This window comes from Kitasatospora sp. NPDC094019, assembly GCF_044764505.1.
Taxonomy (GTDB): domain Bacteria; phylum Actinomycetota; class Actinomycetes; order Streptomycetales; family Streptomycetaceae; genus Kitasatospora.
Map to the genome: position 1 here is coordinate 196826 of NZ_JBIWIF010000002.1, position 26604 is coordinate 223429.

Consider the following 26604-nt stretch of genomic DNA (forward strand, 5'->3'; position numbering starts at 1 on the left):
GCCGCTCATGACCCCCGCCGACCGCCGCCGCCGCGTCGCGCTGCTCGCCCGGGCCGACGGGCTGGCCGCCGACCTCGACCACTGGCTCGCCCTCACCGCCGACGCCGACGCGCCGTTCCCCCGGCACCACACCCAGGTCCGCGCGCTCGACGCCGCGCTGCGCCCGCTGCTGACCCGCGTCCGGGACGGCGAACCGCGGCGCTCCGACGTCGAACTGGCCCTGCTCCAGGAGGTCTGGTGCCGACTGCGCGACGCGCTGGCCCAGCGCTGGGACGGCTCCACGGCGGAATTCCTGGAACTGGCCGACGACTTCGCGTGGTCCTGCTACCTGCCCGCGCTCACCGCCGCCCGCTCGGCGGTCCGCGCGGAACCACCGGCGGTGGAGCCCCCACTCGTCCACCTCACGTCGCACGCCGTGCCGTTCGCCCTGCCCCGGCTGGCGACCGACGGGCGACGGGCGCAGGTCGGCGAGTTGCGGCGGGCGCTCCCGGTTCCGCTGGTCGGGCTGCCGTTCGTGCAGTCCCGGCACCTCCCGGAGACCGTGCTGACCGCGCACGAGGTCGGCCACTGCGTGCTGGACGCGTTCGGGCTCACCGGGGAGCTGAACGCGCTGCTGCGGCGGACCACCGACGGAGCCGACTGGTGGACGGACCGACTGCCCGAGGTGTTCGCCGACCTCTACGGGACGCTGTGCGGGGGCTCCGGATTCGCCTTCACGCTGGCCGAGTTCGTGGCGCTGACCCCGGGCGGGCCGCCGAGCGACCGCTACCCGGTGCCCAGGGTCCGGGTGGCCCTGGTCGCGGACACCCTCGCCGAGGCCGGGCACGAGGAGGCGGCCGTCGAACTGCGGGCCCACTGGGACGCGCAGGCGGCGGCGGACCATCGCGTGCCCGACGCCCTGCGGCCCACCGTCCGCACCCTCCTGACGACTCCGCTCGACGGACTGGGTGGCACGCCGTTGCTCGGACTGTTCCCGGCCGTCTCCGACGCGCTGCTCCGCAGGACGGCCGACGCGCTGCTCCGCCGTACGTCCCTCCCGCGGGGAGGCGAGGCGGGCGCCCGGCTGCTCGTCCCGGCGGCCGCCCTGGCGTTCCACCGCGACCCCGACCGCTGGACCACCGTCGTCACCGCCCTCACCGCCCGCGTCCACGACGTGGCCGCCAAGTACCGGAGGCGGGGCATCCGGGGCCCCGAGGAGCGCGTCCCGACACCCGACGACGCTCCGCGGAAGCAGGGCGCCCGGGCCGCGGTCCGCCTGGAGGCGTTGTTCGACTCCTGGTGAGGCGCGTCGGGGGCCGGGTCCGTCGGTTCTGCGGTTCGGTGCTTCGTCGGTGAGGCGCTTCGTCGACGCATCACCCCGGTGTCGTCCGGCCGGTGGGGGCGGCACCCGGGCCGATTCGTCGGGACGGTTCGAATGGTGACCAATTGAACAGACTTGAACGGTTGGCAACAATCCCGGTCATCTCCTGACGCTTCGTCAATCGACCTTCTACGCTTCGGGCGATCCGGACGGTCCCCCCGGGTCGCCCGGAAGGCCCGGTGCGGCCGTGAAGCGTCCGGTTCCGACGGTTCCGACGAGTCTGGAGATCCCGTGACAACACGCCCGTCCCCGCGCCGATTCTGGACGGCGGTAGCCGCCGTCGGCGCGGCCACGGCCGCCCTGCTGTCCCAGCCCGGCGCCGCGTCCGCCGACACCGCGGGCGTCGCCGCGGCCGCCGGGCTGCCGCCCGCGGTGGCGGCCACCGTGACCGTCGCCCCGTACCCGGCGGGCGTCGCGCTCGCCCCGGACGGTGCCCGGGCCTATGTGACCAGTCAGAGCAGTGGCACGGTCACCGTCCTGTCCACCGCCACCGGAACGGTCGCCGGCAGCTTCACCGCCGGTACCGGCTCCTACGCCGTCGCGGTCGCGCCCGACGGTCGGCGCGCCTACCTCACCCACCACCTCGACGGCACGGTCAGTGTGGTCGACACCGCCACCGGCGCGGTCGCCGCCACCGTCGCGGTCGGCGCCGGGGCCTTCGGTGTGGCGGTCGCCCCCGACGGTGCCCACGCGTACGTGACCAACGCCGAGGCCGGCACGGTCAGCGTGCTGGACACCGCGAGCGCCACGGTCACCGCGACCGTCCCGGTCGGCGCCGAGCCGCACGGTGTGGCCGTCGCCCCGGACGGCGGGTCCGTGTACGTCGCCGCCTCCGGTGACCAGCGGATCGACGTGATCGACACGGCCACCGCCACCGTCGGTGCCTCGATACCGGTGGGCCACGGTGTGTTCGGCCTGGCGCTCGCCCCCGACGGCTCCCGGCTGTGGACCGGCAACGGCGGCGACTCCACCGTCAGTGTGGTGGACACCGCGCACCGGACCGTCACCGCGACGGTCCAGGTCGGCACCAACCCGTACGCGGTGGCCGCCGCCCCCGACGGCCGGGCCGTCTACGCGAGCAACTACGCGGACAACACGGTCACCGCGATCGACGCCGCCACCGGGACCGTCACCGGCACCGTCCAGGTCGGCGCGAGCCCGTTCGGCCTGGCGATCACGGCCGACGGCCGGCACGGGTACGTGGCCGACTTCGACGGGGCCGCCGTCAGCGTGCTCGACATCCCGCCGCCCGCGCCGGTGGTCACGGGCGTCAGCCCGGCCACGGGCCCGCAGGCCGGCGGTACGGCGGTCACCGTGACCGGCACCGACCTGGCCGGCGCGACCGCGGTGAGCTTCGGCGGGCACAACGCCGCGTCCTTCTCCTGCACCGCGACCTCCTGCACCGCCACCGCGCCGGCCTCGCCGGTCTCCGGGACGGTCGACGTCCGGGTCACCACGGCGGGCGGCACCAGCGCCGTCGTGGCCGCCGACCGGTTCGGCTACGTCGCGCCGACCGCCGACGCCGCCGTCACGCTCGCCGCCTCGCCGGTGTCCGCCCTGTTCGGCGGCCGGGTCGACTACACGCTGACCGTGACCGGCCGGGGCCCCGACCCGGTGACCGCGGTCACCGTCACGGCCGCGCTGCCGGCCGGCATGATCGCCACCAGCAGCGACTGCACCATCGCGGCCGGCCGGCTGACCTGCGCCATCGCCGGGCCGCTGGCCGTCGGCGCGGGCGCCACGCGGCACTTCACCGTGCAGGCCGGCCTGCTCGACCTCGGCCGTACCTTCGCCGTCACCACCGCCCGGACGGCGGGCACCCCGGCCGACCCGGTGCCCGGCAACGACTCGGCGACCCGCACCTGCAAGGTGGCGCTGATCCAGATCACCTGCAGCTGAGCAGGCCCGATCGGAACGGGTCCGGCCTGATCGGCCCCGGTCGCACCTGACGCGGACGGGCCCGCCCCCGGGGTTCCTCACCCGGGGGGCGGGCCCGTTCCGTGACCCGTCCTGGACGAAACATCCAGTCTGGACGTACAGTCCAGATCATGACCACCGAGACCCCGGACCCGCGCCTGCGCGCCTGGGCCCCCGTCTGCCAGGCGGTGGCCCTGCTGCTCGGGCCCTACGCCGAGGTGGTGCTGCACGACGCGGCACGTGACGAGGTCCTCGCCATCTGGAACCCGATGGGCGGACGCGGGCCGGGCGACCCCTCGCTGCTCGGTGAGCTGGACGCGCTGGACCAGGCCGCCCCCGACGTCTACGGCCCCTACCCGAAGCTGCTGCCCGACGGCCGACGGCTCTCCTCCGTCAGCGCGGTGCTGCGCGACGAGGACGGCCGGCCCGCCGCCGTCCTGTGCGTCAACCTCGACCGGGGCCCGCTCGAACACGCCGCCGCCCTGCTCGCCGCCTTCGCCGCGCCGACCGCGCCGCGCCCCGAGCCGCTCTTCGAGCAGGACTGGACGGAACGGCTGAACGAGGTCGTCGGCGGTTACGTACGCGCCCACGGCCGGCCCCTGAAGTCGCTCGGGCGCGAGGACCGGCTGGCCGTGCTCCGCGAGCTCGACCGGGCCGGGGTGCTCGCCGTCCGGCGCGCGATCCCGGCCGTCGCCCGGGCACTGGAGGTGTCCCGCTCGACCGTCTACACCCTGCTCGCCGAACTGCGCGAGACCCCCGGGGCGGCCGATACACCCAGGACGGCCGGTACCCCCGAACCGCCGGGTCCGTCCGCCCGCCCCGGCAGCTGACCCGCACCGACCAAGGAGACCCGCCATGACCCGGCTCCCCGACTTCCGCCTGGAGACGTACTTCTCCCGCTGGGAGTTCACCGCCCGCCACCACCTCACGGCCTCCGACGCGCAGACCATGGCGATGTCCGAACTGCTCGCCCTCGCCGACCCGGAGGACCGCCACGCCTGGGACACCCTCGCGCTCGGCTACACCGAGACCTTCGGCGACCCCGCCCTGCGCGAGGCGATCGCCGGACTCTACGAGCGGGCCGACGCCGATGACGTGATCTGCTTCGGCGGCGCGCAGGAGGGGCTCAACCTGGCGATGCAGGTACTGCTCGGCCCCGAGGACCACGCCGTGGTGCTCACGCCGAACTACCAGTCCGCCGAGACCGTTCCGCTGTCCCTCTGCGAGGTCACCGGCGTCGCGCTCGACCCCGGCCGCGACTGGGCGCTCGACCTCGACGAACTCACCGCCGCGCTGCGCCCCAACACCCGGGTGGTGTCCGTCAACTTCCCCAACAACCCCACCGGGGCGGTGATCGACGCCGCCGACTTCGTCCGGCTGGCCGAGATCTGCGACGAGCGCGGCATCCACCTCTTCAGCGACGAGGTCTACCGGGGCCTGGAGCGCGACCCGGCCCGCACGCTGCCCCAGGCCGCCGACCTGTCCGAACGCGCCCTCTCGCTGAACGTCACGTCCAAGTCGCTCGGCCTGCCCGGTCTGCGGATCGGCTGGATCACCTGCCGCGACCGGGAGTTGCGCGGACAACTGGAGCGCGCCAAGCACTACACCACCATCTGCAACGCCGCTCCGAGCGAGATCCTCGCCAGGATCGCGATCAAGGCGCGGGAGCCGATCCTGGCCCGCAACCGGGCGATCATCGCGGCGAATCTGCCGCTGTTCGACGAGTTCTTCGCCCGCTTCGACGACCTGTTCGAGTGGCGTGCCCCGGACGGCGGCTGCGTCGCGTACCCGCGTTACCTGGGCGCGGACGGCGTCGAGGCGTTCTGCGCCGGGCTGGTCGAAGAGGCCGGCGTCCTGCTGCTGCCGGCCTCGATCTTCGGCTCGGAGCTGACCCCGACGCCCGCCGACCGGTTCCGGATCGGCCTCGGCCGCCGCGACCCGGCCCCCGCGATCGACGCCTTCGCCGACTGGCTGAAGGGCCGGCACTGAGCGGACGCCCTGCACCGTGCGCCGCGGGGCGGCGGGGCGGACCGTCCGGACCGCCGCCCCGGCACGGTCACAGCGGAGAGGGCAGGACCCAGGAGAGCATCAGGGTGTTGCCCGCCGCCTGGATGCCGACCGGGCCGAGCAGCCAGCGCAGCACGACGGCAAGCAGCTGCGGGTCCTTGATCAGCAGCGTCTCGGTGCCCTTCGCGGTGACCAGGAGTTCGAGCGTGGTCGACAGCAGTTCGGTGGCGCTCTCGCCCCCGTAGACCTTGGCCGCGTAGCTGCCGCTGGTGGCCGAGCGCGGGGGCGAGACCGGCATCACCGCCCGGTACGCGCACTCCTTCGCCACCTCGGGGTCCGCGTGCCCGGGGTAGATCGGCAGCAGGGTACCGCCGCCCGCGGCGGTGTGGCGGGCGTGCAGCAGCCGGACGAGGTCGAGCCAGCAGCCGATCGGCAGGACGTTCTCGATCACGTGGCCGACCTCGTGGGCGACCACGTCCGGTTCGTCCGTCTCCCCGATCGTGATGTTGATGCCCCCGGCGCTGGTGAAGGCCCGTACGTTCAGGTCCGTGCCGCTGGTCTTCACCACGGTGAACCTGGGCAGTGGCAGTTGCTGCTGGACGCCGGGCGAGATCACGTTGCTCAGGGCCGTCAGGGCCTTCTTGATAGTTTCCACGCTCTTCGGCAGGGCCTTGTCCACCAACAGGCCGGTTCTGACCGTGTCGTGCTCGGAGTGGTCCGCCTCGACCAGGGGAGCCGTCGCCCAGCGGGGATCGACCCCGCCGCGCAGCGGGACGGTCGAGGCCCCCTTCAGGGCCGCCACCACGGCGGGGAGCTTGCGCAGGGTCTGTTCGAGCGAGCCCCGCAGCTGCTCGGTCAGGACGGCCTTGAACCCGGGCGCGACGGGGTGCGCCGCGAGGTAGGCGGTGCCCAGGGCGTCCTGGTTCATCGGGTCGGCGAACCGCGCCAGTGTCCCGAAGCGGTGGAACAGGGTCACGATGTCGGCGCTCGGCCGGCGGCGCAGCGCCCCGTGCCCGGCGTTGTACCAGCCGTCGACCACCTGCTGCGCGATCCCGTCGAGCTGGCCCTCCAGCAGCAGCTGGAGCTGGACGGGGGTGTGGTTCCCGTAGAGCGGGTCGTGCTGGTCGACGACGGACACCGCGCAGCCGGCGAGCTTCGAGTGCAGGATCATCAGGTCGTGGGTGCTGGCCAGTTCGTGGGCCAGGAAGAACCGGACGGTCTCCTGGAACACCTGGGTGTCGTTGGCGAGCGCGTGCGGGTTGGCCGGGAGGGCGGCCGGAACCGCAGCGTTGAGAGCGGCCACCAGGGGGTTGAAGAGGTCGGCCGGGTCCGGGAGGCGGCTGCCGTCCGGACAGGAGCGGATCCGCTTGTCGACCTGGCCCACCAGGTCGGGCGGGTTGTCCCCGGGCAGGTACTGGTCCTTGGGATGCGGCATGACGAGCCCCTCGATCGAGGACGGGCGGGCCCGGTTCCCCCCTGGCCCGTCCCGTCGTGTTCGCCAAGAGACTAGACCCGCTCGTACCCGTGGGGGAGCCGGATCACTGGACGACGATCGATCGGTCGGACGCCCGACGGGCTTCCTTCGCACGGTACTTGAGCCCCAGCAGCGCTCCCGGCAGGCCGTTCGGGACCAGCCAGGAGACGTCCTCCCGGTCCACCGCGTCGAAGCGGTACTTGTACGGCTCGGTGCCGCGCAGGAAGTCGAAGACGGTCAGCCCCTGCCCGGCGGCCGCCCGGATCGCTTCGGCGATCACCGCGGTGCCGAGCCGCAGCGGAGCCCAGGTCTGGTCCCAGCCGATCTGGTAGTAGGCGAAGGTGTCCCGCCACTGGAACCCGTACAGCACGCCGACCACCTCGCCGGCCCGCTCGGCGACCAGGAACGCCGGGCCCTCGCCGCGTCCGGTGTCGGCCGCCCGCTCGATCACCCGCAGGTGCAGCGGCGCCCTGGCTTCGTCGAAGGTGGTCGGCAGGCCGAGGGCGGCCCGGCGCAGCCGGTGCAGCCGGACGGCGGTGTGCAGCAGCTCGAAGCGGGCCGGGAGTTCCGCCACCGCGAGGGCGGGCGGTACCCAGCGGAAGGTGATCCCCTCGGCGGCCAGCTTCCGGCCGTAGCGGCGGAGGTCGGCGCGGAACTGGCGACTTCCCAGCGTCTCCGGACCGGCCGCCAGATCGGCGCGAGGGCAGGCGGTGCGCCCGATCTCCACCGCGCCGGGCGGCAGCAGGGCGGACTGTCCGGGATCCAGGTCGGCCAGCAGCAGGCTCGTCCGCCGCCCGCGTCGGGCGAGCCAGTCGGCCACCTCGGCGCGGCGGTGCGGCGCGACCACGAAGCCGCAGTGGTCGGCCGCGCCCGCGCCGGAACCGAGCACCGTCAGACAGGGGACGGGCAGCGGTGCGCGGGGGTGGAGCCGCTGGACGGTGCGCAGCAGGGGGAGCACGGCGTCGATCCGGCCGTCCCCGTCCCGCCACACCACGACCTCGCCGTCGCCTGCGGTCGCGCCGAGGGTCTCCCACCAGGCGAGGGTCCACTCCGGTGTGGTGAACCACGAGCCGCCGGCCTCGCCCGCGGCGAGCTCGCGCCAGCCGTCGACCATCTCCTGCGGCAGCGCGGGTGTCCGGTGGCGCACCGGCACCGTGCCTGCCGCGGCCGAAGTACGGAGCGCCGTTCCGAGCTCTCCCGCCCCCACGTCTTGTGCCCCCACGTCCCTGCCCCCAGGTCTCCGCCGCTCCGGTGCGCCGCCGCTCGGCGCTCCGGTCGCGGTCAGGTCCGCATTCTCCCGGATTCCCGCCCCCGAACGACGCGGTTCGGCTTGTTCCCCTGCCGTTACCGGGCCTCAGCGGCGGGGGAGTTGGCGCGCCGGTGTGCGGGGTGTCAGCTGCCGCCGCGCAGGTGGTGCACGGCGGGGTGGAGTCCGGACAGGATGGTGTCGAACCGGTCCCGCCCCGTGGTCGAGTTGACCCGCAGTCGACTGATCCGCAGCGGGTGCGGTGGCAGCAGCCGGTCGTGGCGGTGGTCGAACAGGAAGCCGATCCGGTAACCGAGGAGCCGCAGTTCGGCGTCGGCGCGCGGGTCGACGTTGCCGTTGGGGTAGGCGAAGGCGGTGGGCGCCTCGCCGTCGAGCCAGCCGGTGAGCGCGTCGTGCGCGCGTCGGATCTCGTCCCGCACGGTGCCGCCGTCGCAGTGGTCGAGGCACGGGTGGGAGGCGGTGTGGTTGCCGACCGCGACGCCGTTCCGGGTGAGCGTCGACAGGTCGGCGGGGGTGAGCTGTTCCTGGCGGGGCGCGCCGGACCGCGCGCTCTCCCGGAGTTCGGCCAGCGCGGTGCGGCGCTCGCCGTCGGGCAGGGTCTTCATCCGGTGGACGGCCGCGCCCGGCGGGCAGTCGGCCAGGCCGCGGGCGGCGCCGCCGTGGGCGGCGAGGAAGGCGGCCTCGGACCACCAGAACGGCTGGTCGCCGCCGATGAGGTCGGTGACCACGAAGGCGGCGGCGGGGATGCCGAGCCGGGTCAGTACGGGCAGGCCCTCGGTGAGCACGGTGCGGTCGCCGTCGTCGAAGGTGACCAGCACGCTGCGTGGAGGCAGGGCCCGGCCGGTGCGCACGGACTCCTCTACGGCCGCGAGCGGGACCGGGCGCGCGACGCGGACCAGCCGCTCCATCTGGAGCGCGAACACCCGGGGGTCGTCCACGCCGTGGTAGGCGAGAACGGCCAGGCGCCGGGTGGCGGCGAGCCGGAACAGCGGCTGGAGCGGCGAGTTGCGCAGGACGGCGTCGACGGTGGCGCGGCGGCCCGCGAGCCGTGTCCTGCGCGGGGCGGCGGCCGGGAGCGGGCCGGTACTCGGTTCCCCGGCCGGGCTCGCGGGTGGATCCGTACTCGGATCCACGGCCGGGCCCGTTCTGGACGCGGTTCTGGTGGTCCCTCCGCCGGCCGTTCCGTCGGCCGTCCGGTCGGCCGTTCCGGTGCTCGGGCCGTGGTCGGTCCCGGTCGATCGCGCGGTCCCCTCGGGCATGGACACGCTCCCCCCTTCCTCCCCGTGTGATGCTGCGGTGGTGGGGGTGGGACGCGTCGCACCGGCAGTTCCCGCCGTTCCGCACAGGCTGCCCGGTGGGCGGCCCGCACCGTCCACGAATTCCCAAGATAGTGCAAAAACCCATGCTCCGAACCGGGTTGTGCGTCGCGAACGGGCTCCGGGGGGAGGTTGGCGCATTTGGCGACGCGCCGGTGGCCTGTGCGACGGCTGTGAGCATTCTGAGTGATTGCTGGTGGGAGCGGGGGTGGGTGCGGCGGGAGGGGAGTGGTCCGGCCGCCGGTTGCGGACCCGGCGGCCGGCCTGGCCGGGGCATGCGGGGCCCCGACCGCGTCACCCCTCCCGTCCCCGACGGGGCATCAGAAGGGGTAGGTGCAGGTGGTCACCTGCTGCTCGGCCTCCAGGGCCGGGCCGGCGGTGGCGCAGACCATCTTGAGGTCGGTGGTGACCACGCGGGGGGTGACGGCCTTGGCGGAGCCCTTGGTGACGGTGGTCGCCGAGGCGGTGGTCAGCCACGGGCTGCCCCAGGCGCGCTGGGTGCGCACCTCGACCTTGACGATCGTCAACTGGCCGGGGGCGGCGGAGACCTGGGCGACGCCGACGAACCCTCCGCCGTCCTTCTCCTGCCAGACGCACGGCTGGTTCAGCACCGTCGTACAGGAGACACCGCCCGCCGGGTTCATGGCCTGCGTCGTGCCGCCGCCGGTGACCGTCGCGGCCGTGGCCGGGGCGATCGTGGCCGCCGTGATCCCTGCCGCCGCGACCATAAGAGCTGCGATCCGAGCGTTCATGATGTCAACCTCCTTGGAATGAAAGGGAATCTCACTCTGTGGGATGAGTCTTGCACAAAATATGGACGCGTCCCATGTGTGCTGCATCACACTCAAGGTGATCGCTCGACTACGCTTCGAAATCTCGCCAGTGACCTTGTGATTACCGTCGGATGTCACTCCGTCGACGAACGGGTGCCGCCCTCCGGTCCCGGAATCCGGTCGCCGCTCCCGGCCCCACCGCGCAACTCGCGGGGTGCGGCGCGGCGTTCACTCGTTCGGGTGGCGTCACGCCAGTGGCTCGTTAGGACGGCTACGATCGGGCCGACCCTCGGAGGTGACCTGGGTGAACACGGTCATCGTGCAGTTGCCCGAACCCCGTCCGCCGGTCCGAGCCGACCGTCGGTTCGCCCGGCTGTCGCGACCGCCCCGCAGTGCCCCGCCCGCCAGACCGGCCCTGCTGCACCTCGGGCCGGGCGAGAGCGTCGAGTTCGGGCGCGGCGAGCCGGGCCGACCGCTTGCCGTGCCGATCCCCGACCCCGGCGTGTCGCGTCGGGCCGGCGCGATCACGGCCGCCGAGGACTACTGGCGGCTGTCCAACTTCAGCGCCACCGCGACCTATGTCGTCGAGAACCTCGAAGGTGCCGGCGAGCACGTCAAGGTCGCGCCGGGGCGGCTCGGCGCGCCCGTCCCGTTCGAGTTCTCCCGGGTGCTGCTGCCGGCCCTCGGCGAGCCGGTCGCGTTCAAGGTGTTCGCACCCCAACACGCTTATCTGGCAGGTGGATCCGAGGGTCCGGACGACGAAGGCGTGTCGGCGGCCGGGCACGGGGAGCCGACGGTCAGCCCGTTCGCCCTGGACCCGGGTGCCAAGTACTTCCTCGTCCTGCTCGCGCTCTGCGAGCCGCGCCTGCGCTCGCCCTCCGCGGCGGCCGTCCCCGGGGTCACCGAGGTGCTGGCCCGGCTGCGGGACCTGCCCTCCTGCCGCGACCTCACCCGATCGGCCGTCAACTACCACATCGACTACCTGGTCGGCAGCAAGCTCCGGCTGCGCGACCCGGCGGAACCGGTCGACCCCGGGGGAGCCGGCGGCGGAAAGCGGGAGGAACTCGTCGCGCTGGCGCTGCGGTTCGACCTGGTTCGGGAGGAGCACCTGGTGCTGCTCCCGCCCCGGCGTGGCGGGTGACCGGGCGGTGGCGCCACGCGCGGTGGACCCGCCCGGAGCCCGGCCGTCCGGCGGAGGTGCCGGGTTCGCGGTGCCGGCGGGCTACCCGGTCGCCGGCTACCTGGTCGGGGAGCGGATCGGGGCAGGTGGCTGGGGCACTGTCCACGTCGCCCGCGCGGCCGGTCCGGATCGCGCGCCCGACGGCGAACCCGCCGAAGTGGCCGTCAAGTTCCTGCATCCGGGGCGGCTCGGACCGGGCCAGCGGCAGGCTGTCGCCCAGGTCGCCCGCAGCGAGATCCGGTTCAGCCGCCGCGCCGACCACCCGCACCTGATCCGCACCTTCGCCGTGCTCACCCTCGCCGACCCGGACCGGCCCGAACTCGACGGCGCCGTCGCCCTGGTGATGGAACGCGCCGCGCGCAGCCTGCACGACCTCCTGGCCGAGGCCCGGCCACCGCACCCGCCGCCGGGAGCCGAGCGGATCCTGACCGAGGTCGCCGCCGGGCTCCGGCACATGCACGGCTCCGGCTGGGTGCACGGGGACCTCAAGCCCGGCAACGTCCTGCTGATGGCCGACGGCACCGCCAAGCTCGCCGACTTCGGGCTGACCGCGGAACTGGAGGGCACCCACGCCTACGCCCCGCCGCTCGGCTCGCCGGACCACGTGCCGCCCGAGTGGTGGTCCGAGCGGACCGGCGCGCGCGGCGCGGCGCTCCGCCCGAGCGCCGACCTGTGGGCCTTCGGCGTGCTCGCCCACCAGCTGCTGACCGGCGGACTCCACCCCTTCCTCGGCGCCACCGCCCGCGCCCGCTCGCTGGCCGCGGTCGCCTACGCGCGCGGCAGTGCCCCGCTGCGGCTCGACGCGGCGCTGCCGGAGCGGTGGCGGCCGCTGGTCACCGCCTGCCTGACGGCCGACCGGCAGCGGCGCGCGCAGTTGGACCTGGCCGCCCTTCTCGCCGCCGCCCTGGGCGGGAGCGGTGGTGCCGACGCCCGACCCGGCCCGGTGGTACTCGGCCCGGTGGCACTCGGGCCCGTCGTGCTCGGCCCTGTCGTACCGGGTCGGCGACGGCCCCGGCGACGCACCGTCACACGCGCGACGCCGCTGCTCGTCGCGGCCGCGGCCCTGCTCGTCCTCACCGGGGCACCCGAGCGGTCCGAGCCCGTCGGCCCCACGTCCGTCGGCCCCGTCCGCGCCGCTCCCGCGCGCCCCGGCGCCGTCCCGCCCGGTGCCGATGTGCCCGCCGCCCTGCGCGGCCCGATCGACGACGCCGCCCGGCGCTGCCCCGAACCCGAGATCACGCCGGTGCTGCTGGCGGCCATGCTCAAGGCGGAGTCCGGCTTCGACCCGGCCGCCGCCCGTCCCGCCACGGGCGAGTACGGGGTGGCGATGTGGACGCCCACGGTCTTCAACGCCTGGGCGCAGGACGCCGACCACGACGGCGTCAAGAGCTATCTGGACCCGGACGACGCCATCGCCGCGATGGGCGGCTACGTCTGCTGGCTCGCCCAGCGGTTCAAGCTGCGGGGCTTCCCCGCCGCCGACCTGCCGGCCCTGGTGACGGCCGGCTACCGGACGAGCGACAAGACGGTCGCCGACGCCGGCGGCGTACCCGAACGGGTGAAAGCGCACGTCGCACGCGTGCTCGGCTACCTCGCCGAGTACGGCGGAGGTACCGTGGCGGGGCCATGAGGTCGGCCACATCCGTCGCCTCCCCGGCGGCGTCGCCGCGGAACCCGGGCTTCCGGATGGGATGCTCGGCGGCATGTTCACCAAGCTCCGACCGCTCGTCACGCAGTGGACCACCCTCGTCCCGCTGCTGGCCCTCCTCGTCCTCGTCCTGACCTGGCACCGCGACCTCCCCGGCTGGGTGGTGGGGGTGGTGTCCTGCTTCCTGGCGGGCGCCGTGCTCGCCGCCGTGCACCACGCGGAGGTGGTCGCCCACCGGGTGGGGGAGCCGTTCGGTTCCCTGGTGCTCGCGGTCGCGGTCACGGTGATCGAGGTGGCGCTGATCGTCACCCTGATGGCGGACGGCGGGGACAAGTCCGCGACGCTCGCCCGGGACACGGTGTTCGCCGCGGTGATGATCACGTGCAACGGCATCCTGGGCGTCTCCATCCTGGCCGCGGCCATCAAGCACCGGGTGGCGGTCTTCAACGCCGAGGGGACGGGCGCGGCGCTGGCCACCATCGGGACCCTCGCCACGCTGAGCCTGGTCCTGCCGACCTTCACCACCAGCTCGCCCGGCCCCCAGTTCAACCCCGCCCAGCTGGCCTTCGCGGCGGCCGCCTCGCTCGTGCTGTACGGCCTGTTCGTGGCCACGCTGACGTTCCGGCACCGGGACTACTTCCTGCCGGTGACCTCCGACGGCAAGGTGCTGGACGAGGAGGACCACGCCGATCCGCCGAGCTCCCGGGCCATGGTGTTCAGCCTGGTGCTGCTCGGCGTGGCGTTGATCTCGGTGGTGGGCCTGGCCAAGGGCGTGTCGCCGACCATCGAGTCGGCGGTCGAGTCGGCGGGGCTGCCGTCCTCGGTCGTCGGTGTGGTGATCGCCCTGCTGGTCCTGCTGCCGGAGACCATCGCGGCCGTGCGCGCGGCCACCCGCAACCGCGTCCAGACCAGCCTCAACCTGGCGCTCGGCTCGGCCCTCGCGAGCATCGGCCTGACCATCCCGGCGGTGGCGATCGCCTCGCACTGGCTCTCCGGTCCGCTGGTCCTCGGCCTCGACCCCGCGCACCTGGTGCTCCTGACGCTCACCCTGGTGGTCGGCACGCTGACGGTCATCCCGCGCCGGGCGACCCCGCTCCAGGGGGCGGTGCACCTGGCGATCCTGGCGGCGTACGTGGAGCTGGCGATCGTCCCCTGAGTGCGGCTCGCGCCCGTGCGGGGCGGAGCGGGACGGCCGGAAGGGCCGGCGACCTGATGAGGTCGCCGGCCCTTCGTCCGTCTGTCCGTCCGTCCCGGCCGGGGCGGCGCCGGGCGGATCCAGGACGACGGGCCGATCCGCGGCGCAGGGCCGATCCACGGTGCAGGGCCGATCCGCGGCGCAGGGCCGATCCACGGCGCAGGGCGATTTACGGCGCAGGCGAGATGATGGTCGGACTGAGACACCGTCATCATCCGGTCGCTCGGGAGCGAGGGGCCCGCGCGCCGGATCCTCCCGGAGCGGCCGGGCGGGCCGCCGGATGCCCGCGTGTCGGGTGCGGCACGACCGCCGGGCTCCATATCGTCGGGTGTCCGCCGAATCAGCCGAGTCCGCAGCAGGACCGAGACCCGTGGGAGCGTCGCATGCCCGGCCCAGCACAGCAGTCGTCCACCCGCCCCGCCCGCCCGTCCGAGCCGTCCGGCGGGGCCGCCGCCGAACCGGCCGCCGCCGCCGCCGAGGCGTCCGGGAACGGCGCCGACACCGCCGACGTCATCGTGGTCGGCGCGGGCCCCGCCGGCTCCACCGCCGCCTACCACCTCGCGCGGACCGGCCTGGACGTCCTCCTGCTGGAGAAGTCCGCCTTCCCCCGGGAGAAGGTCTGCGGCGACGGCCTCACCCCGCGCGCGGTACGGCAGTTGATCGATCTCGGCATCGACGTCTCGGAGTCGGCCGGCTGGCTGCACAACCGGGGGCTGCGGATCGTCGCCGGCGGGCGCCGGGTGGAACTCGACTGGCCGGAACTCTCCGCCTTCCCGGGCTTCGGACTGGTCCGCCGCCGCGCGGACTTCGACGAACTGCTCGCCCGCCGCGCCGCCGCGGCCGGCGCCCGGCTGGTCGAACGGGCCAACGTCGACAGTCCGTTGATCGACGAACGGAGCGGCCGGATCACCGGCGTCAGCGCCCGGCTCGGGGAGGACCGCTGCCCCGTCACCTACCGGGCGCCCCTCGTCGTGGCCGCCGACGGCAACTCCACCCGGCTCTCCCTCGCGATGAAGCGCTACCGCCGCACCGACCGCGCGATGGGCGTCGCCTACCGCACCTACTTCACCACCCCGCGCCACGAGGACCGTTACCTGGAAGCCTGGCTGGACCTGCGCGACCCCGCCGATCCGGACCGCCGCCTCCTGCCCGGCTACGGCTGGGTGTTCGGCATGGGCGACGGCACCGCCAACGTCGGCCTGGGCGTCGTCGACACCGGTGCGGTGACCCGCGACGTGGACTGGAAGCACCTGCTCCGCCACTGGTGCGAGAACCTCCCGGACGACTACGGCTACCGCCCCGAGGCCGTCACCGAACCCATCCGGGGCTCCGCCCTGCCGATGGGCCTCAACCGCCAACCCCACTACGCCGACGGCCTGTTGCTGATCGGCGACGCGGGCGGCACGGTCAGCCCGGCCACCGGCGAGGGCATCGCCTACGCGATGGAGTCCGGCCGCTACGCCGCCGAGACCGTCGTCCAGGCCCTGGCCCGCCGCACCGACCGGGGCCGCGACCTCGCCCTGCACGCCTATCCCCAGGCCCTCCGCGCCGCCTACGACGGCTACTTCGCCCTCGGCCGCCTCACCGCCGCCGCCCTGAGCCGCCCCCGGCTGCTCGGCGCCGCGGGCGCCGCCGGTCTCGGCAACCCCGCGGTCCTGCGGGCCGCCTTCCGCCTGATGGTCAACCTCACCGAGCCCAACTCCCGCGACGCGCTCGACCGCCTCCTCCACCTCCTCGGCCGCCTCGCCCCCAGCAGCCGGGGCTGACGCCGGTCCGAGTTGCCGCCGGACGCTCCTCCTTGCCGTCGCCGTCGACCGTCGATCGCCGACGGCCGTCCCCGGTCACGGATCGATTCACGGATCGATCGGGATTCCGCAAGGGCTCGATCGACCGTCGGAATCCCTTCCGGCGGCGAGAAGTTGCTGCCGGGACCGACTGCCGAGCGGCCGTCCCGCCGAGCGGCCGTCCGGCCGTGTCATCCTTTCGGGAGGAGGGCCGGGGGGTCCGCTGTCCGTCGGGGGGCGTGATGGGATCGATCGGTGTTCTCTGCGTGTTGGCCGCGCTGGTGGTGGCGGGGCTGTTGCGATGGCTTCCGGTCAAGGGGCGGACGGCCGGTGTGACGGCGGCCGGTGTCGCGGGAGTGCGGGGTGGTTCGAAGGCCGCGCTGGCAGTGGCAGTCGTGGAACTCCACCTGGCAGAGGTGATCGTCACCGGCCGCGGGGGACGGCTGCGGCGGGTGACGCACGGCGGCCCGGGGCGGAACGTGACGTCGCTGCACCGGGCGGCGTGGACGGTGTTCGGTCGCGACCTCTCGTTGGCCGATGCCGCCACCGCTCCGCCGGTGCGGCGGGCCCGGCAGGAGCTGAACGCCGAACTGGCCGGGCGCGGCCTGCGATGCGGTCGAGCCCGGTCGACAGTGGCCGGCCTGCTGTTCCTGACGGCCTGTGGCACGGCCGTGGCCGCCGCGGCACACGGATCTCTCCCCGCGGGACTGTCCCTGGCCGTCCTGTCGCTCGCCGTCCTGTGCGGCCCGGCGCGGACCCTGGCCGGCCACCGACTGCTGCGCGAGCTGCGCCGTCTGCATCCCCGTCCCGCCTCCGCCCCGGCCGCGCCGGCGGAGACCGGACTCCTGGTCGCGCTCCACGGGCGCAGGGCCCTGCGTCTGCTGGTGCCGGAGTTCGCCGCCCGTGCCGGTCTGCTCGGTGGCCGCGCCGTCCGGGAGACCGTCGCCCGATCCGGGGGCGGTCCGTACGAGGGCTCCGCCGCCGAATCCGCCGAGGGCGGCAGCTTCTGAGGGGACGCCGCTGCGACTGCCGCCGCGCCGTACGGAACGGACGGGGTGGGGGCGGGGGACGGGCCGTGCGGGGGTCCGACCTCGTCCGCCCGGCAGGCTGTTACTGGTCGTTGAACCAGGCGCGGCCGGCCGGGGAGAGGAAGGTGCGGAGGACGAAGGCGCCGAGGGCGATGCCGGTGAGGGCGGCGAGGGAGCCGGTCAGGAGGAGGGCGGCGGCGGTCACGACCGAGAGGGCCTCGACGGCGACCACGGTGGTCCTGGTCCAGCCCGCGCGACGGGAGGCGAGGCCGGCGCAGGTGGCGAGCAGCAGGGCCACCAGGACGGAGGCCATCGCGATGAACCGCACCGGGGCGACCTCCCCGCCCTGGTTGCGGCCGAGGGCGGCGAGCAGCATGAGGCCCGCGAATCCGCTGAGGGCGGCGTGCACCCACACGCCCGCGACCGCCCACCTGACCGTCGGCGGCATGCGCCGCGCCGTCCACTGGTCCGTCATCGCTGACCACCCCCGGTCGTCGAGCGGCCCTGGCCGGTGGCCGGGTCGTACCGGCGAGGATCGGGCCGGTCCGGCGGGCTGTCAATGGAACGGATGCGCTCCGCGTCGGCGCGGTCACCGTCCGCCGCTGGTTGCGGGGGCTGTTCCGGTCCGGGTTTGGGGGCGTGACGGGACAGGCCGCGCGCCCCCGGTGACCGGTCCGCGCGGGTCCCACCGGAGTCGTGCCGCCGGAAGCCCCCGGCGCGGGCGGCGGGTGCCCGGTCCGGCGCGGGGGTGCGGGCGGCGCGCAGCGTGATCATGGCCCGATCGTGGCACGTTCCGGAGCCGGTACCGGGCGGATTCCGGACAGCCGCGAGTCGTCACCCGGGGTAGTGGGACGGCGGGTGCCCCGGTCGGCCTCCGGTCGGCGCCCGGGCCGGGCCCGGGCTGAGCCCTGGCTGGGCCCCGGGCCCGGCCCGCGGTGGCCGCGCCGGGCGGAGCCGGGGGCGCGGGCCTAACCTGGAAGGGCGCGCCGGTGCGTGGTGCGGAACGGGAACGGTGGGCCATGACGGTCGTCTCTGCGGCACTCTTCGGGGCCGGTTGGCGTGCGACGTCACGCGGTTCCGCCGACCTGCTGCGCGAGTGCGCGGCCCGCGGCTGGACGGTCCTGCTGACCGCGCCCGGTCCGCCCGGGGCCCCGGCACTCACCGTGACCGATCCGGGCCGCGATCCGGTCCGGATGGCGCTCCACCTGGTCGACGGCGAGCCGTCGCACGCCGTGTTCGTCGCCGCGAGCGCGCCCGAGGTCCGGGTCGCCCGCCTGGCCGGCGTGCCCTGCGTCGCGGTGCTCGGTCCCGGCCCCGGTGCCACGGCCGCGGAGGTGCGGGCGGCGGGCGCCGCCGAGGTGCACCCCGACGCCGCGGCCCTGCTGTGTGTGCTGGACGACAGCCTGCTCGCGCGTCCGCGGGCGTTCGGCGACCGTCGCCCGGCCGCCTCCGTCGCCCTCGCGGGCCGGAGCGGTTAGCGCACCCCCCACCGGGCAGTCGCCCGGACGGGATGTCGTCGTCACCGGACGTGCCGGAGGTGACCGAGATGGACGGACCCGCGTTGAGCGGACGGGAGCGGCGGCTCCTCGCCGAGATCGAGTGCGATCTGCGCCGCGACACCCGCCTGGACCGGCGGTTGAGCACGATGGGAGCCGAACACCCACGCCGTTTCGGGAGCGCCCTGCGCGGTTTCGGCCGCCGCCTGCCGACCGGCGTCCTGATGACGGCGCTGGTGATGGCGGCGCTGTGCCTCAGCATCGCCGTGCGCAAGCCGACGGCCGTCGTGGCGATCGCCACGGCCGCCGTCTGGGTCGGCAGCGTCATGATCGCGGCCGGTCTGTCGGTCGTGCTGCGCCGCCACCGGCGGCACCGGGTGGATCCGGCGGACGGCCCGCCGGACGGCGGGGGCCGGGGGATGTGGCCGGACGGGCACCGGAGCCGGGGCCCGTACCGGGACGACCGTCCGGGTGGTGGCCCGGGCGGCGACCCCGGGGACGGCCGCTACGGCCGGGGCCGCCGTGAGCGCCGCCCGTGGGACCACCCGGAGGCGTGATGACCACCGAACTGCGGGAGTACCGCCCGGGCTCCCACTCCGCCGCCGACCTCACCCTGGTCGGCTACGACGTCGAGGCGACGGACGGCCCGCTCGGCCGGGTCGAGCAGGACGCCGGGGACCACCTGCTGGTGGACACCCGGCCGTGGGTGCCGGGCGCCCCGGTCCTGGTGCCGATCGGGACGGTCGCCCGCGTCGACCACCTGGAGCTGGTGGTCCACCTCGACTGCCACCGCGCCCGGATCCGGATCGCCCCGCCGCCCGCCGCCGTCGAGCTGACCGGGGGCGGCCCGGCCGCCGCCGCCCTCGCGAACCGGCCCGGCCCGCGCCCCGGGAGCTGAACCGGTGGCGGCCGGGTCCTCGGGCGGGCGGAGAACGGGGTGGGCCGGATGACGCCGACCGTCCTCACCGGCCGGACGATCGCCTTCCTGCTCGCCCCCGAGGGCGCCGAGCAGGTGGAACTGACCGTGCCCTGGCAGGCCGTGGCGGAGGCCGGCGGCACGCCCCGGCTGCTGTCCACCCGCCCCGGTCGGGTCCACGCGTACCGGCACCTCGACCGGGCGGACGCCTTCCCCGTCGACGACGTGGTCGGCGTGGCGCACCCGGGTGCCTACGACGCCCTGGTGCTGCCCGGGGGAGTCGCCAACCCGGACTTCCTCCGCCTGGATCGCGCGGCCGTGGCCCTGGTCCACCAACTGGCCGCCGCCGGCCGGCCGGTCGCGGTGAGCTGCCACGGCGCGTGGACACTCATCGAGGCGGACGCGGTGCGCGGACGCACCCTCACTTCCTGGCCCAGCATCCGCACCGACCTGGTGAACGCCGGCGCCTACTGGGTCGACGAACCGGTCCACGTCTGCCGGGACGGCCCCGGGGTGCTGGTCTCCGGCCGCCGTCCGAGTGATCTCCCGGCCTACACCGAGGCCCTGGTCACCGAGTTCGCGCACGCCCGCCCGGCCGCAGGCCCGCACCCGCCGTGGCCCGTCGCCCACGAGCCGGCCCCGTCCCGCCACGCCGCGGCGGAGGGGAAGGAGGACTGAGGGCCTCGGCGCGGGCCCTCAGTCACCGCGCAGGCGGACGAAGCGGGCCGTCGGCGGCCGGCCGGTGACGGTCACCTCGGCCCGCAGCGGGACGGTCAGCGGTCGGACGTCGCCGTACTGCGGATCGTGGACGGCCGAGCCCAGCCGGCCGGACGAAAGCTCCGCGACCTGTCGGGACTGGGGCGGTGACAGCGGCGGGGAGGAGAGCAGCACCCGGCCGTCGTCCAGTTCCAGGACCACCGCCCGGGGCCGGGCGGGCGGTCCGGTCACGGCGCGGACCGTGGCGTCGACGGTGTCGCCCCGCCGGTACTTCACCCAGACCCGGCCCGCCCCGCGCGGCCGGTAGGCCGAACCGGCGGCCTTGCAGACCAGCCCCTCCACCCCGGTGTCGGCGAGCTGTTCCATCCAGGTCAGCGCCTCGGCCCGGTCGGTGGTCGCCAGGACCGGCTGGACCGGCGGCGGGACCTCGGCCAGCGCGGCCAGCAGCAGCCGCCGCCGGTCGGCCAGCGGAAGCGGCCGGACGTCCCGGCCGGGCAGGGCGAGCACGTCGAAGGCGATCAGCCCCAGTGCGACGTCCTCGGCGGCCCCGTCCCGCCTGGTCCGCAGCAGTTCCTCGAAGGCGAACCGGCCGCCGCGCCAGGCGACCAGCTCCGCGTCCAGCACCAACCCGGCCGGCAGCCGGGAGACGGCGGCGGCGATCGGCGGGAACTCGGCGGCGAGGTCCCGTCCGGAGCGGGACTGGAGGAACGGCGGGCGGGCCGGACCCCGGGCGAAGGCCACGCAGCGGAAGCCGTCCAGTTTCAGTTCGTAGAGCACCCCGGCGCCGCCGAGGCCGTCCGCGGGCGGCACGGCGGGCACGGCGGCGGGCCGCATCACCTCCAGCGGAGGCGTCAGGACCACCGGTTCGCGGCCGCCCGGGGGCCGGGCGGCGGAGGTCCCGGCACCGGTCCCGGTCCCGGCTCCGGCCCCACGCGCCGCCCCGGGCGGGACGGCCGCGGGCAGCGGCCGGGCCCGCGCCGGGTCGAGCAGCGGCGCCAGCGGATCGCCGTGGGCCGCCAGCCGCTCCGGCACCTGGGCGATCGTGAACACCAGCTCCGCCGCCGACCCGGCCGCGTCCAGCTCGGCCCAGGACAGCGGCGCCGACACCGTCGGTCGCTCCCGGGCCCGCACCGTGTACGGGGCGGCCGTGGTCTTCTTGGCCGAGTTCTGGGACCAGTCGACCAGCACCCGGCCGGTGCGGCGGGCCTTCGCCATGGTGTGCACGACCAGTTCCGGCCGGGCCGCCGCCAGCTCGGCCGCCAGCTCCTTCGCGTAGGCGGACACCCGGGCGCTCGGCGTGGGCTCCAGCGGCACCAGCAGATGGAGGCCCTTGCCGCCGGAGGTCTTCACCCAGGCATCCAGGCCGTCCGCCGCGAGCCGCTCGCGCAGCAGCCCGGCCACGGTGCGACAGGTCAGGACGTCCGCCCCAGCGCCCGGATCGAGGTCCAGCACCAGCCGGTCGGCCAGCCCGGGCGCGGCGGCGTGCCACTGCGGCACGTGCAGCTCCAGACAGCCCAGGTTGACCACCGAGAGCAGCGCGGCGCCGTCCTCCAGCACCACCTGGCGCAGTTCGCCGCTGTTGCTCGGCACCTCCACCGCGCGCACCCAGTCGGGCGTGCCGGGCGGCGGGTTCTTCGCCACGAACACCTCGGCCGCCACGCCGTCCGGACAGCGCAGGAAGGACACCGGACGATCGCGCAGGTGCGGCAACAGGGCCGTGTGGACGGCGGCGTAGTAGCGCAGGACCTCGCCCTTGAGGGTGCCGGTCCGGGGGTAGTAGACCTTGTCCAGGTGCGAGAGCGCGAGGGTGCGCCCGTCGACCGTCATCTGCGGCATCGCCGCCTCCGGGGCTGCGCGCGTCCCCGGCCCCGGGCACGGCCCTGCTCGGCCGCCCGGGTCCACCGGGCCCGTCGCGGCCAGTCTGCCCGCGCCGGGGGCGCGGCGCGAGCCGTCCCGCTGGGCCCGCGGGCCGGAATAGGTGCCGCCCCGGCCCTGTTGCTGACCGGTGATCGCAGATGATCACCGTATCGAGGGGGATGCCATGAGTGGACCGATCACCGCTGTCGCCAGACTGAGGGCCGCACCGGGGCAGGAGGAGCCGGTCCGGGCCCAGGCGCTGTCACTGGTCGCGCCGACGCTCGCCGAGCCCGGCTGCCTGTTCTACCGCCCGTACCAGGACCCGCTCGACCCCGCGTCCTGGGTGGTCGTCGAACAGTGGGCGAGCCGGGCGGACTTCGACGCCCACCTCGCCGCGCCGCACATGGCCGAGGCGTTCGCCGCCGGCGCCACCCTGCTGTCCGGCCCGCCGGACCTCCAACTCCTCACCGACCTGGCCTGACAGCCAGGTGGGGTACCGGGACGGTGGCCATCGGTGGCCGCCGTCCCGGTCGGGACCGTCGGACCCGGTCCGACCGTCCGCGCGGGCGCCGGCAGTGGGGAACCGGCCGGCCCGGGCAGCGGTGGCTTGGTGCCGGGCGGTACCGCGCCTCCGGCGGTCAGGGGCCGAGCAGGGCGAGCGCGGTGCGGACGAGGGTCCCGTCGGTGGCGGGGGCGCGTTCGCCCGCCACGCCGGAGCGGAACAGGGAGGCGCCCTCGATCAGCATGATGAACACCCCGGCGCGGGCCCGGCGTTCCTCCTCCGGAAGGTCGGGGTGGCGACGGGCGAGGAAGTCGGTCACCTGGGCCCGGTAGTCGTCGTAGAACCCGCCCACCGCCGCCGCCACGGTCGCGTCCCGGGCGGCCAGGGCCCACACTTCGACGAACAGCCGCATCAGCCGGGCGTCCTCCTGCTCGGCCAGCAGGGCGGTGACCACCCCGGCGGCCGACTCGGGGGCGTCGGCGTCGGCGGAGAGCAGGGGCGCCAGCCGTTCCGCCGACCGGCGCAGTACCCGCTCCAGGACGGCGGCCACCAGGTCCGCGTGGGTGGGGAAGTAGTACTGGAGGTGGCCCAGCCTGACCCCGGCCGCCGCGGCCACGGCGCGCATCGTCCACTCCGGCCCGCCCTCGGTGACGAGCACCTCCTCGGCGGCGTCCAGCAGGGCCTCCCGGCGCTCCGCCCCCTTCCGCCCCCGGCCCGGCGTGCCGCCGCCGCCCACGGCGGCCGCCGTCCGCCGTCGCCCCGCCGGCGCGTCGGCGCTCCCGTCCGTGGGGCTGGCGGGCCGGTCCGCGTCGGTCGCGGCGGTCGGCGCGGCCCCGGGGGGCCGTCGCGGCCCGTTCTCGGGGGGCGGGGGCGGGGTGCCGTCGCTCGTCGGGGCGGGGGTCGGGTCGGGTGCGGTGCTCATGCGGCAGCATCCAAGCCCGGAGCGGAGCCGATGTCGACCGTGACCCCCGCGGCGGCCAGGTCGGCCAGGACTCCGGCCGGCCTGGGTGTCTGCTCGGGGAAGGAAACACCGGCCGGTGCCGCGGGCGCGCCGTCCGAGCCGAGGACGCGCCGCAGGGCGAGCAGGCCGCCGACGGCGGTGAGGTGGGCCTGGCCGGCCCGGTCCTCGACGACGGCGGTGAGGGTGCGGCCGGCGTGCCCGACGTCGACGCGCAGCCGCGCGGTGCCGCCCTCGCCGGGGGAGTACAGCAGGGCGCGGCGGGCGGACTGCCAGCGGTCGCCCCGGCCCCAGCGGAAGAAGCCGGTGTGCTTGGCGGCCAGCAGGGCCCGGGTGCTGAGGTCGGAGCTGAAGCCGATCCGGGTGGTGGCGGTGGTGGTGCCGAGGGTGAGCGGCAGGGTGAACTGCTCGGGCGTGTCGATCCGGGCGACCCGGGTGGGGTGGTCGCCGATCCGGACGGTGCGGGCCTCGGTCAGCGGGGCGACGGTGCGGCGCCAGCCGTCGCTGATCACCTCGTAGTCCAGCCCCAGCCGGTCCATGAACTCCACCGAGTCCGCGCCGGCCCGGTCGGCGAGGTCCCAGCGGATCGCGGTCTCGACCCGGTCCGCGCCGCCCAGGCGCTCGGCCAGCGCGGCCGCGACGAGTCCGACCACGCCGCCCATCCAGGCGGAGGAGAGCAGGACCGGCGCGGTGGGGCGCAGCAGCCCGGACACGGTGGCGGCGCGCTGGAGCCGGGCGGTCCAGCGGGTGACGTCGACGTACGGGACGCCGGCGCGTGCCGCCGCCCGCAGGACCCGGTCGTCGGGGTCGTTGACGACGCCGACGACCGCGCTGACCGCCGCCGTGAAGGGCGTCGGGTCGGCGAGGTCCCAGCGGCGGACGGCGGCGTTCGGGGCGCCGCCGAGTTCGCGGACGAGGGCCGCGCCGCGCTGCTCGGAGCGGCCGGTGAGCAGGACGGGGCGCTCGGCCGCGACCAGGCGGGCGAGTTCGCCGCCGACCGTCCCGTAGCCGCCGACCAGCAGGACCGGTCCCCGGGGATCGAGCGTGAGGAGGTCGGGGCTGTCGGGGGTGGGGGCGGTGGCGAGGAGGTCGGGGGCCTGGAGGTGTTCCGAAGTGGTCATGAGCAAAAACTAGGTCACATGACCTAAAAAGTCCATCAGGAGGTCGGGGACCCCGGGCGCGACGGATCCCGGGCGCCCCGGCCGGTCACCAGGGCGTGCGCGTCCGCGACCAGGTCCTCGACCCGTTCCCAGTCCACCGGCGGAACGTCCAGGCGGACGCCGATCCACCCCCGGTGGCCGACGTAGGGCGGGCGGAAGAAGCGCTCCGGCGCCTCCGCGACCAGGAACTCCTGCGCGCCCGCGGCCGCCGGGCACCAGAATCCGAGGCGGTCGTCGTGGTGGTGGTCGGCGAGCATCACGAACACCCGCGCCCGGCGACCGGCGCCGGCGAACCAGGTCGGCTCGCCGTGGCTGACCCTCTCGTCCACCTCGGGCAGGGCCAGGCAGAGGGCCCGCAGCCGCTCCACGACCGCCCCGCCGTCGTTCGGCACCCCGCCGTCCGTGAGCGCCCCGCCGTGGTTCGGCGTCCCGCCGTCCGTCGCTGCCCGGCCCGGCCGCTCGGTGGCCCGCACGGCTCAGCCCGCCGAGGGGCGCGGGGCACCCGGGTAGGTGCCGAAGTACCAGTGGTTGCCCTCGGGGTCGGCGGCCGCGAAGTCGCGCGAGCCGTACTCGGTGTCGTACGGCGCGGTGGTGATCCGCGCCCCGGCGGCGGCCGCCCGCGCGTGCAGGGCGTCCGGGTCCGCCGTCACCACGTAGGCCGAGAAGGTCCCGGGGCCGCCCGGCCAGGGCTCGCCGCCCTCGGGTGCCGGCCGGTCGGAGCCCAGCATGATCCCGCCGCCCTCCGGCCAGGCCAGTTCGGCGTGGGCCACGAACTCGCCCTCGCCGTAGGCGACGACCTCCTCGAAGCCGAACGCCTCCGAGAGGAAGCGGATCAGCGCCCGGGCGTCACGGGCCCGCAGACTGGGCCAGACCTGCGGAGCGGGCGCCGTTCCTCCGCCCGCCCCTCCGCCCGCCCCGCCGCTCCCCGCGTCGCCAGTGCCGCTCGTGCCCGCGGTGTCGGTGTCCATGACCGGGTACCTCCTCGGTTCGGGGCGACCGGCCCGGGTGGGGGCCGGGCCGGTCCGCCGTCATGCCTCCCACTCTGGCCCGGGCCCGGCCGCCCCGCCTTGGACGATTCGGAACTTCACCGCGTCCGGCCCCTCCTCGGCGAGCCAGACCGAGGGCGCGCACCCCGCGAGCGCGCGGAACTCGCGCGCCAGATGAGCCTGGTCGAAGTACCCGCAGCGCACCGCGAGCTCCGCCAACCGGGGCGCCGGACCAGGTGCGGCCAGCAGTCGCCGGGCCCGGTCGAACCGGACCACCCGGGCGGCGGCCTTCGGCGTGAGCCCGGTCTCCCGGCGGAACCGGTCCAACAGGTGGCGGCCGCTCCAACCGGTCTCCTCGGCCAACGCGGCCACCGACAGCGCCCCGCCGCTGCGCCGCAGCGCCTCCCAGGCCCGCACCACCTCGGGCGGCACCCGGCCGGACGGGTGGGCGAGCCGCAGCAGCGCGCCGTCCAGTGCCGCGAACCGCTCCGGCCAGGTCGGCGCCTCCCGCACGGCCTCCTGGAGCCGCTCGGCCACCGCGCCGAGCACCTCCTCGGCCGGCACGTCCAGTTCGGCGAGCTCCCCGGCCGGCAGCCCGAACAGGGCCCGCGCCGCCAGCGGGTGGACGGCGACCTGGATACCGGACTGCCGTCCGTCGTGGCTGATCAGCGCCGGGGCCGTGTGCAGGCCGCCGAGCAGGGTGGCGAACCGGCCGGGGGGCTGCGCCGGGTCCGGGTGACCCGCCATGGTGAGCGGTTCGTCCAGGGTCACGATGAAGGTCAGGTACGGGGACGGCAGGCCCCGGTGCAGGGCGGGCGGCAGACCCTGTTGGCGGTAGCCCGAGTACCAGGCCACATAGGGGCGCAGCGCCGTCGCGGGCCGTACCCGGACCGCCTCGTCGACCAGGTCGGGGGCGGTCGTCAGCCCGGTCCGGTCCGGCGCCCGTACCGCACCGCGCGCCCCGGCGAACTCCTCCGTCACGCCTCCAGTATCGTCCCGTCCCTCGTGCTTCCCCGGCCCCGGCCACGCTCGGCGACACCCCCCCGGATGCGCTCGCGGACCC

At 75.7% G+C, this 26604-nt stretch carries 25 protein-coding genes and 1 pseudogene; 14 read left to right on the forward strand and 12 right to left on the reverse strand.

Going from position 1 to position 26604, the window contains the following annotated elements:
- The first annotated feature begins 7 nt into the window (after window positions 1-7).
- The 4 genes from ACIQ9P_RS05950 to ACIQ9P_RS05965 all read left to right on the forward strand — a co-directional run bounded on the left by ACIQ9P_RS05950 (window position 8) and on the right by ACIQ9P_RS05965 (window position 5266).
- On the forward strand, window positions 8-1282 hold the full coding sequence (locus ACIQ9P_RS05950) for a hypothetical protein (RefSeq protein WP_402350362.1): 1275 nt from the start codon (window positions 8-10) through the stop codon (window positions 1280-1282).
- A 309-nt stretch (window positions 1283-1591) separates the two neighbouring features.
- Window positions 1592-3259: a beta-propeller fold lactonase family protein gene (locus ACIQ9P_RS05955; RefSeq protein WP_402350365.1), complete on the forward strand. Its 1668-nt coding sequence runs from the start codon at window positions 1592-1594 to the stop codon at window positions 3257-3259.
- A gap of 149 nt (window positions 3260-3408) precedes the next feature.
- Window positions 3409-4107, forward strand: coding sequence for a transcriptional regulator (locus ACIQ9P_RS05960; RefSeq protein WP_402350368.1), 699 nt, complete (start codon window positions 3409-3411; stop codon window positions 4105-4107).
- A 25-nt stretch (window positions 4108-4132) separates the two neighbouring features.
- Entirely contained in the window at window positions 4133-5266 is a 1134-nt protein-coding gene (locus tag ACIQ9P_RS05965) for an aminotransferase class I/II-fold pyridoxal phosphate-dependent enzyme (RefSeq protein ID WP_402350371.1), read from the forward strand.
- Between the two features lie 67 nt (window positions 5267-5333).
- Here ACIQ9P_RS05965 and ACIQ9P_RS05970 read toward each other — a convergent pair whose 3' ends face one another.
- The 4 genes from ACIQ9P_RS05970 to ACIQ9P_RS05985 all read right to left on the reverse strand — a co-directional run bounded on the left by ACIQ9P_RS05970 (window position 5334) and on the right by ACIQ9P_RS05985 (window position 10069).
- Entirely contained in the window at window positions 5334-6719 is a 1386-nt protein-coding gene (locus tag ACIQ9P_RS05970) for a hypothetical protein (RefSeq protein ID WP_402350374.1), read from the reverse strand.
- Between the two features lie 103 nt (window positions 6720-6822).
- On the reverse strand, window positions 6823-7905 hold the full coding sequence (locus ACIQ9P_RS05975; protein WP_402350377.1) for a GNAT family N-acetyltransferase: 1083 nt from the start codon (window positions 7903-7905) through the stop codon (window positions 6823-6825).
- Between the two features lie 245 nt (window positions 7906-8150).
- On the reverse strand, window positions 8151-9158 hold the full coding sequence (locus tag ACIQ9P_RS05980; protein WP_402350380.1) for a polysaccharide deacetylase family protein: 1008 nt from the start codon (window positions 9156-9158) through the stop codon (window positions 8151-8153).
- A 503-nt stretch (window positions 9159-9661) separates the two neighbouring features.
- Window positions 9662-10069: a hypothetical protein gene (locus tag ACIQ9P_RS05985; RefSeq protein WP_402350383.1), complete on the reverse strand. Its 408-nt coding sequence runs from the start codon at window positions 10067-10069 to the stop codon at window positions 9662-9664.
- Between the two features lie 349 nt (window positions 10070-10418).
- On the opposite strand from ACIQ9P_RS05985, the gene ACIQ9P_RS05990 reads away from it, so the two are divergent.
- The 5 genes from ACIQ9P_RS05990 (at window position 10419) to ACIQ9P_RS06010 (ending at window position 16931) form a co-directional block, all read left to right on the forward strand.
- Complete coding sequence (locus ACIQ9P_RS05990; protein WP_402350386.1) at window positions 10419-11255, forward strand: serine/threonine protein kinase; 837 nt, start codon at window positions 10419-10421, stop codon at window positions 11253-11255.
- Window positions 11256-11262: 7 nt separating this feature from the next.
- Window positions 11263-12924, forward strand: coding sequence for a serine/threonine-protein kinase (locus ACIQ9P_RS05995; RefSeq protein WP_402350389.1), 1662 nt, complete (start codon window positions 11263-11265; stop codon window positions 12922-12924).
- Window positions 12925-12997: 73 nt separating this feature from the next.
- Window positions 12998-14098 (forward strand): calcium:proton antiporter, encoded by a 1101-nt coding sequence (locus tag ACIQ9P_RS06000; protein WP_402350392.1) that lies wholly within the window; start codon window positions 12998-13000, stop codon window positions 14096-14098.
- A gap of 422 nt (window positions 14099-14520) precedes the next feature.
- Window positions 14521-15903 (forward strand): geranylgeranyl reductase family protein, encoded by a 1383-nt coding sequence (locus ACIQ9P_RS06005; RefSeq protein WP_402350395.1) that lies wholly within the window; start codon window positions 14521-14523, stop codon window positions 15901-15903.
- 260 nt (window positions 15904-16163) lie between these two features.
- Window positions 16164-16931: a hypothetical protein gene (locus tag ACIQ9P_RS06010; RefSeq protein ID WP_402350398.1), complete on the forward strand. Its 768-nt coding sequence runs from the start codon at window positions 16164-16166 to the stop codon at window positions 16929-16931.
- A 100-nt stretch (window positions 16932-17031) separates the two neighbouring features.
- On the opposite strand, the gene ACIQ9P_RS06015 is transcribed toward ACIQ9P_RS06010, so the two are convergent.
- A complete protein-coding gene (locus ACIQ9P_RS06015; RefSeq protein WP_402350401.1) occupies window positions 17032-17424 on the reverse strand; it encodes a hypothetical protein in 393 nt (130 codons plus the stop codon).
- Window positions 17425-17968: 544 nt separating this feature from the next.
- Between ACIQ9P_RS06015 and ACIQ9P_RS06020 the strand changes: the two genes are divergently transcribed.
- The 4 genes from ACIQ9P_RS06020 to ACIQ9P_RS06035 all read left to right on the forward strand — a co-directional run bounded on the left by ACIQ9P_RS06020 (window position 17969) and on the right by ACIQ9P_RS06035 (window position 20039).
- Complete coding sequence (locus ACIQ9P_RS06020; RefSeq protein WP_402350403.1) at window positions 17969-18427, forward strand: hypothetical protein; 459 nt, start codon at window positions 17969-17971, stop codon at window positions 18425-18427.
- Window positions 18428-18495: 68 nt separating this feature from the next.
- On the forward strand, window positions 18496-19002 hold the full coding sequence (locus ACIQ9P_RS06025; RefSeq protein ID WP_402350406.1) for a hypothetical protein: 507 nt from the start codon (window positions 18496-18498) through the stop codon (window positions 19000-19002).
- The gene (locus tag ACIQ9P_RS06030; protein WP_402350408.1) at window positions 19002-19343 is read left to right on the forward strand and encodes a PRC-barrel domain containing protein; all 342 of its coding nucleotides are present in this window, start codon (window positions 19002-19004) and stop codon (window positions 19341-19343) included. Before ACIQ9P_RS06025 ends, ACIQ9P_RS06030 begins: the two co-directional genes overlap by 1 nt.
- A gap of 48 nt (window positions 19344-19391) precedes the next feature.
- Window positions 19392-20039 carry a DJ-1/PfpI family protein gene (locus tag ACIQ9P_RS06035; protein WP_402350411.1) on the forward strand — a complete coding sequence of 216 codons (648 nt, stop codon included), beginning with the start codon at window positions 19392-19394 and terminating at the stop codon, window positions 20037-20039.
- 18 nt (window positions 20040-20057) lie between these two features.
- Here ACIQ9P_RS06035 and ACIQ9P_RS06040 read toward each other — a convergent pair whose 3' ends face one another.
- Both ACIQ9P_RS06040 and ligD read right to left on the reverse strand, forming a co-directional pair.
- Window positions 20058-20912: a DNA ligase gene (locus ACIQ9P_RS06040; protein ID WP_402351461.1), complete on the reverse strand. Its 855-nt coding sequence runs from the start codon at window positions 20910-20912 to the stop codon at window positions 20058-20060.
- A gap of 120 nt (window positions 20913-21032) precedes the next feature.
- Window positions 21033-21914 (reverse strand): annotated as a pseudogene (gene ligD, locus ACIQ9P_RS06045) (non-homologous end-joining DNA ligase); the annotation flags it as partial.
- A 205-nt stretch (window positions 21915-22119) separates the two neighbouring features.
- On the opposite strand from ligD, the gene ACIQ9P_RS06050 reads away from it, so the two are divergent.
- A complete protein-coding gene (locus ACIQ9P_RS06050) occupies window positions 22120-22416 on the forward strand; it encodes a putative quinol monooxygenase (RefSeq protein WP_402350414.1) in 297 nt (98 codons plus the stop codon).
- Window positions 22417-22573: 157 nt separating this feature from the next.
- Here the strand turns inward: ACIQ9P_RS06050 and ACIQ9P_RS06055 are convergent, their stop codons facing one another.
- Genes ACIQ9P_RS06055 through ACIQ9P_RS06075 form a run of 5 tightly spaced genes read right to left on the reverse strand, consistent with a single transcriptional unit; the run spans window position 22574 to window position 26522 of the window.
- Entirely contained in the window at window positions 22574-23359 is a 786-nt protein-coding gene (locus ACIQ9P_RS06055) for a TetR/AcrR family transcriptional regulator (protein WP_402350417.1), read from the reverse strand.
- Window positions 23356-24516, reverse strand: coding sequence for a saccharopine dehydrogenase (locus ACIQ9P_RS06060; RefSeq protein ID WP_402350420.1), 1161 nt, complete (start codon window positions 24514-24516; stop codon window positions 23356-23358). Before ACIQ9P_RS06060 ends, ACIQ9P_RS06055 begins: the two co-directional genes overlap by 4 nt.
- 35 nt (window positions 24517-24551) lie before the next feature.
- Window positions 24552-25028, reverse strand: coding sequence for an MmcQ/YjbR family DNA-binding protein (locus tag ACIQ9P_RS06065; RefSeq protein WP_402350423.1), 477 nt, complete (start codon window positions 25026-25028; stop codon window positions 24552-24554).
- Between the two features lie 3 nt (window positions 25029-25031).
- Window positions 25032-25523 carry a VOC family protein gene (locus tag ACIQ9P_RS06070; RefSeq protein WP_402350426.1) on the reverse strand — a complete coding sequence of 164 codons (492 nt, stop codon included), beginning with the start codon at window positions 25521-25523 and terminating at the stop codon, window positions 25032-25034.
- Between the two features lie 60 nt (window positions 25524-25583).
- Window positions 25584-26522, reverse strand: a complete 939-nt coding sequence (locus ACIQ9P_RS06075) for a helix-turn-helix domain-containing protein (RefSeq protein ID WP_402350429.1) — start codon at window positions 26520-26522, stop codon at window positions 25584-25586.
- Window positions 26523-26604: the final 82 nt, after the last annotated feature.

Excerpts from the sequence above, each read along its gene's own strand:
- ACIQ9P_RS05950 (WP_402350362.1), top strand. The coding sequence starts at position 8 with ATGACCCCCGCCGACCGCCGCCGCCGCGTCGCGCTGCTCGCCCGGGCC.
- ACIQ9P_RS05960 (WP_402350368.1), top strand. The coding sequence starts at position 3,409 with ATGACCACCGAGACCCCGGACCCGCGCCTGCGCGCCTGGGCCCCCGTC.
- ACIQ9P_RS05965 (WP_402350371.1), top strand. The coding sequence starts at position 4,133 with ATGACCCGGCTCCCCGACTTCCGCCTGGAGACGTACTTCTCCCGCTGG.
- ACIQ9P_RS05970 (WP_402350374.1), bottom strand. The coding sequence starts at position 6,719 with ATGCCGCATCCCAAGGACCAGTACCTGCCCGGGGACAACCCGCCCGAC.
- ACIQ9P_RS05985 (WP_402350383.1), bottom strand. The coding sequence starts at position 10,069 with ATGGTCGCGGCGGCAGGGATCACGGCGGCCACGATCGCCCCGGCCACG.
- ACIQ9P_RS06000 (WP_402350392.1), top strand. The coding sequence starts at position 12,998 with ATGTTCACCAAGCTCCGACCGCTCGTCACGCAGTGGACCACCCTCGTC.
- ACIQ9P_RS06005 (WP_402350395.1), top strand. The coding sequence starts at position 14,521 with ATGCCCGGCCCAGCACAGCAGTCGTCCACCCGCCCCGCCCGCCCGTCC.
- ACIQ9P_RS06010 (WP_402350398.1), top strand. The coding sequence starts at position 16,164 with ATGGGATCGATCGGTGTTCTCTGCGTGTTGGCCGCGCTGGTGGTGGCG.
- ACIQ9P_RS06015 (WP_402350401.1), bottom strand. The coding sequence starts at position 17,424 with ATGACGGACCAGTGGACGGCGCGGCGCATGCCGCCGACGGTCAGGTGG.
- ACIQ9P_RS06020 (WP_402350403.1), top strand. The coding sequence starts at position 17,969 with ATGACGGTCGTCTCTGCGGCACTCTTCGGGGCCGGTTGGCGTGCGACG.
- ACIQ9P_RS06025 (WP_402350406.1), top strand. The coding sequence starts at position 18,496 with ATGGACGGACCCGCGTTGAGCGGACGGGAGCGGCGGCTCCTCGCCGAG.
- ACIQ9P_RS06030 (WP_402350408.1), top strand. The coding sequence starts at position 19,002 with ATGACCACCGAACTGCGGGAGTACCGCCCGGGCTCCCACTCCGCCGCC.
- ACIQ9P_RS06035 (WP_402350411.1), top strand. The coding sequence starts at position 19,392 with ATGACGCCGACCGTCCTCACCGGCCGGACGATCGCCTTCCTGCTCGCC.
- ACIQ9P_RS06040 (WP_402351461.1), bottom strand. The coding sequence starts at position 20,912 with ATGCGGCCCGCCGCCGTGCCCGCCGTGCCGCCCGCGGACGGCCTCGGC.
- ACIQ9P_RS06050 (WP_402350414.1), top strand. The coding sequence starts at position 22,120 with ATGAGTGGACCGATCACCGCTGTCGCCAGACTGAGGGCCGCACCGGGG.
- ACIQ9P_RS06055 (WP_402350417.1), bottom strand. The coding sequence starts at position 23,359 with ATGAGCACCGCACCCGACCCGACCCCCGCCCCGACGAGCGACGGCACC.
- ACIQ9P_RS06060 (WP_402350420.1), bottom strand. The coding sequence starts at position 24,516 with ATGACCACTTCGGAACACCTCCAGGCCCCCGACCTCCTCGCCACCGCC.
- ACIQ9P_RS06070 (WP_402350426.1), bottom strand. The coding sequence starts at position 25,523 with ATGGACACCGACACCGCGGGCACGAGCGGCACTGGCGACGCGGGGAGC.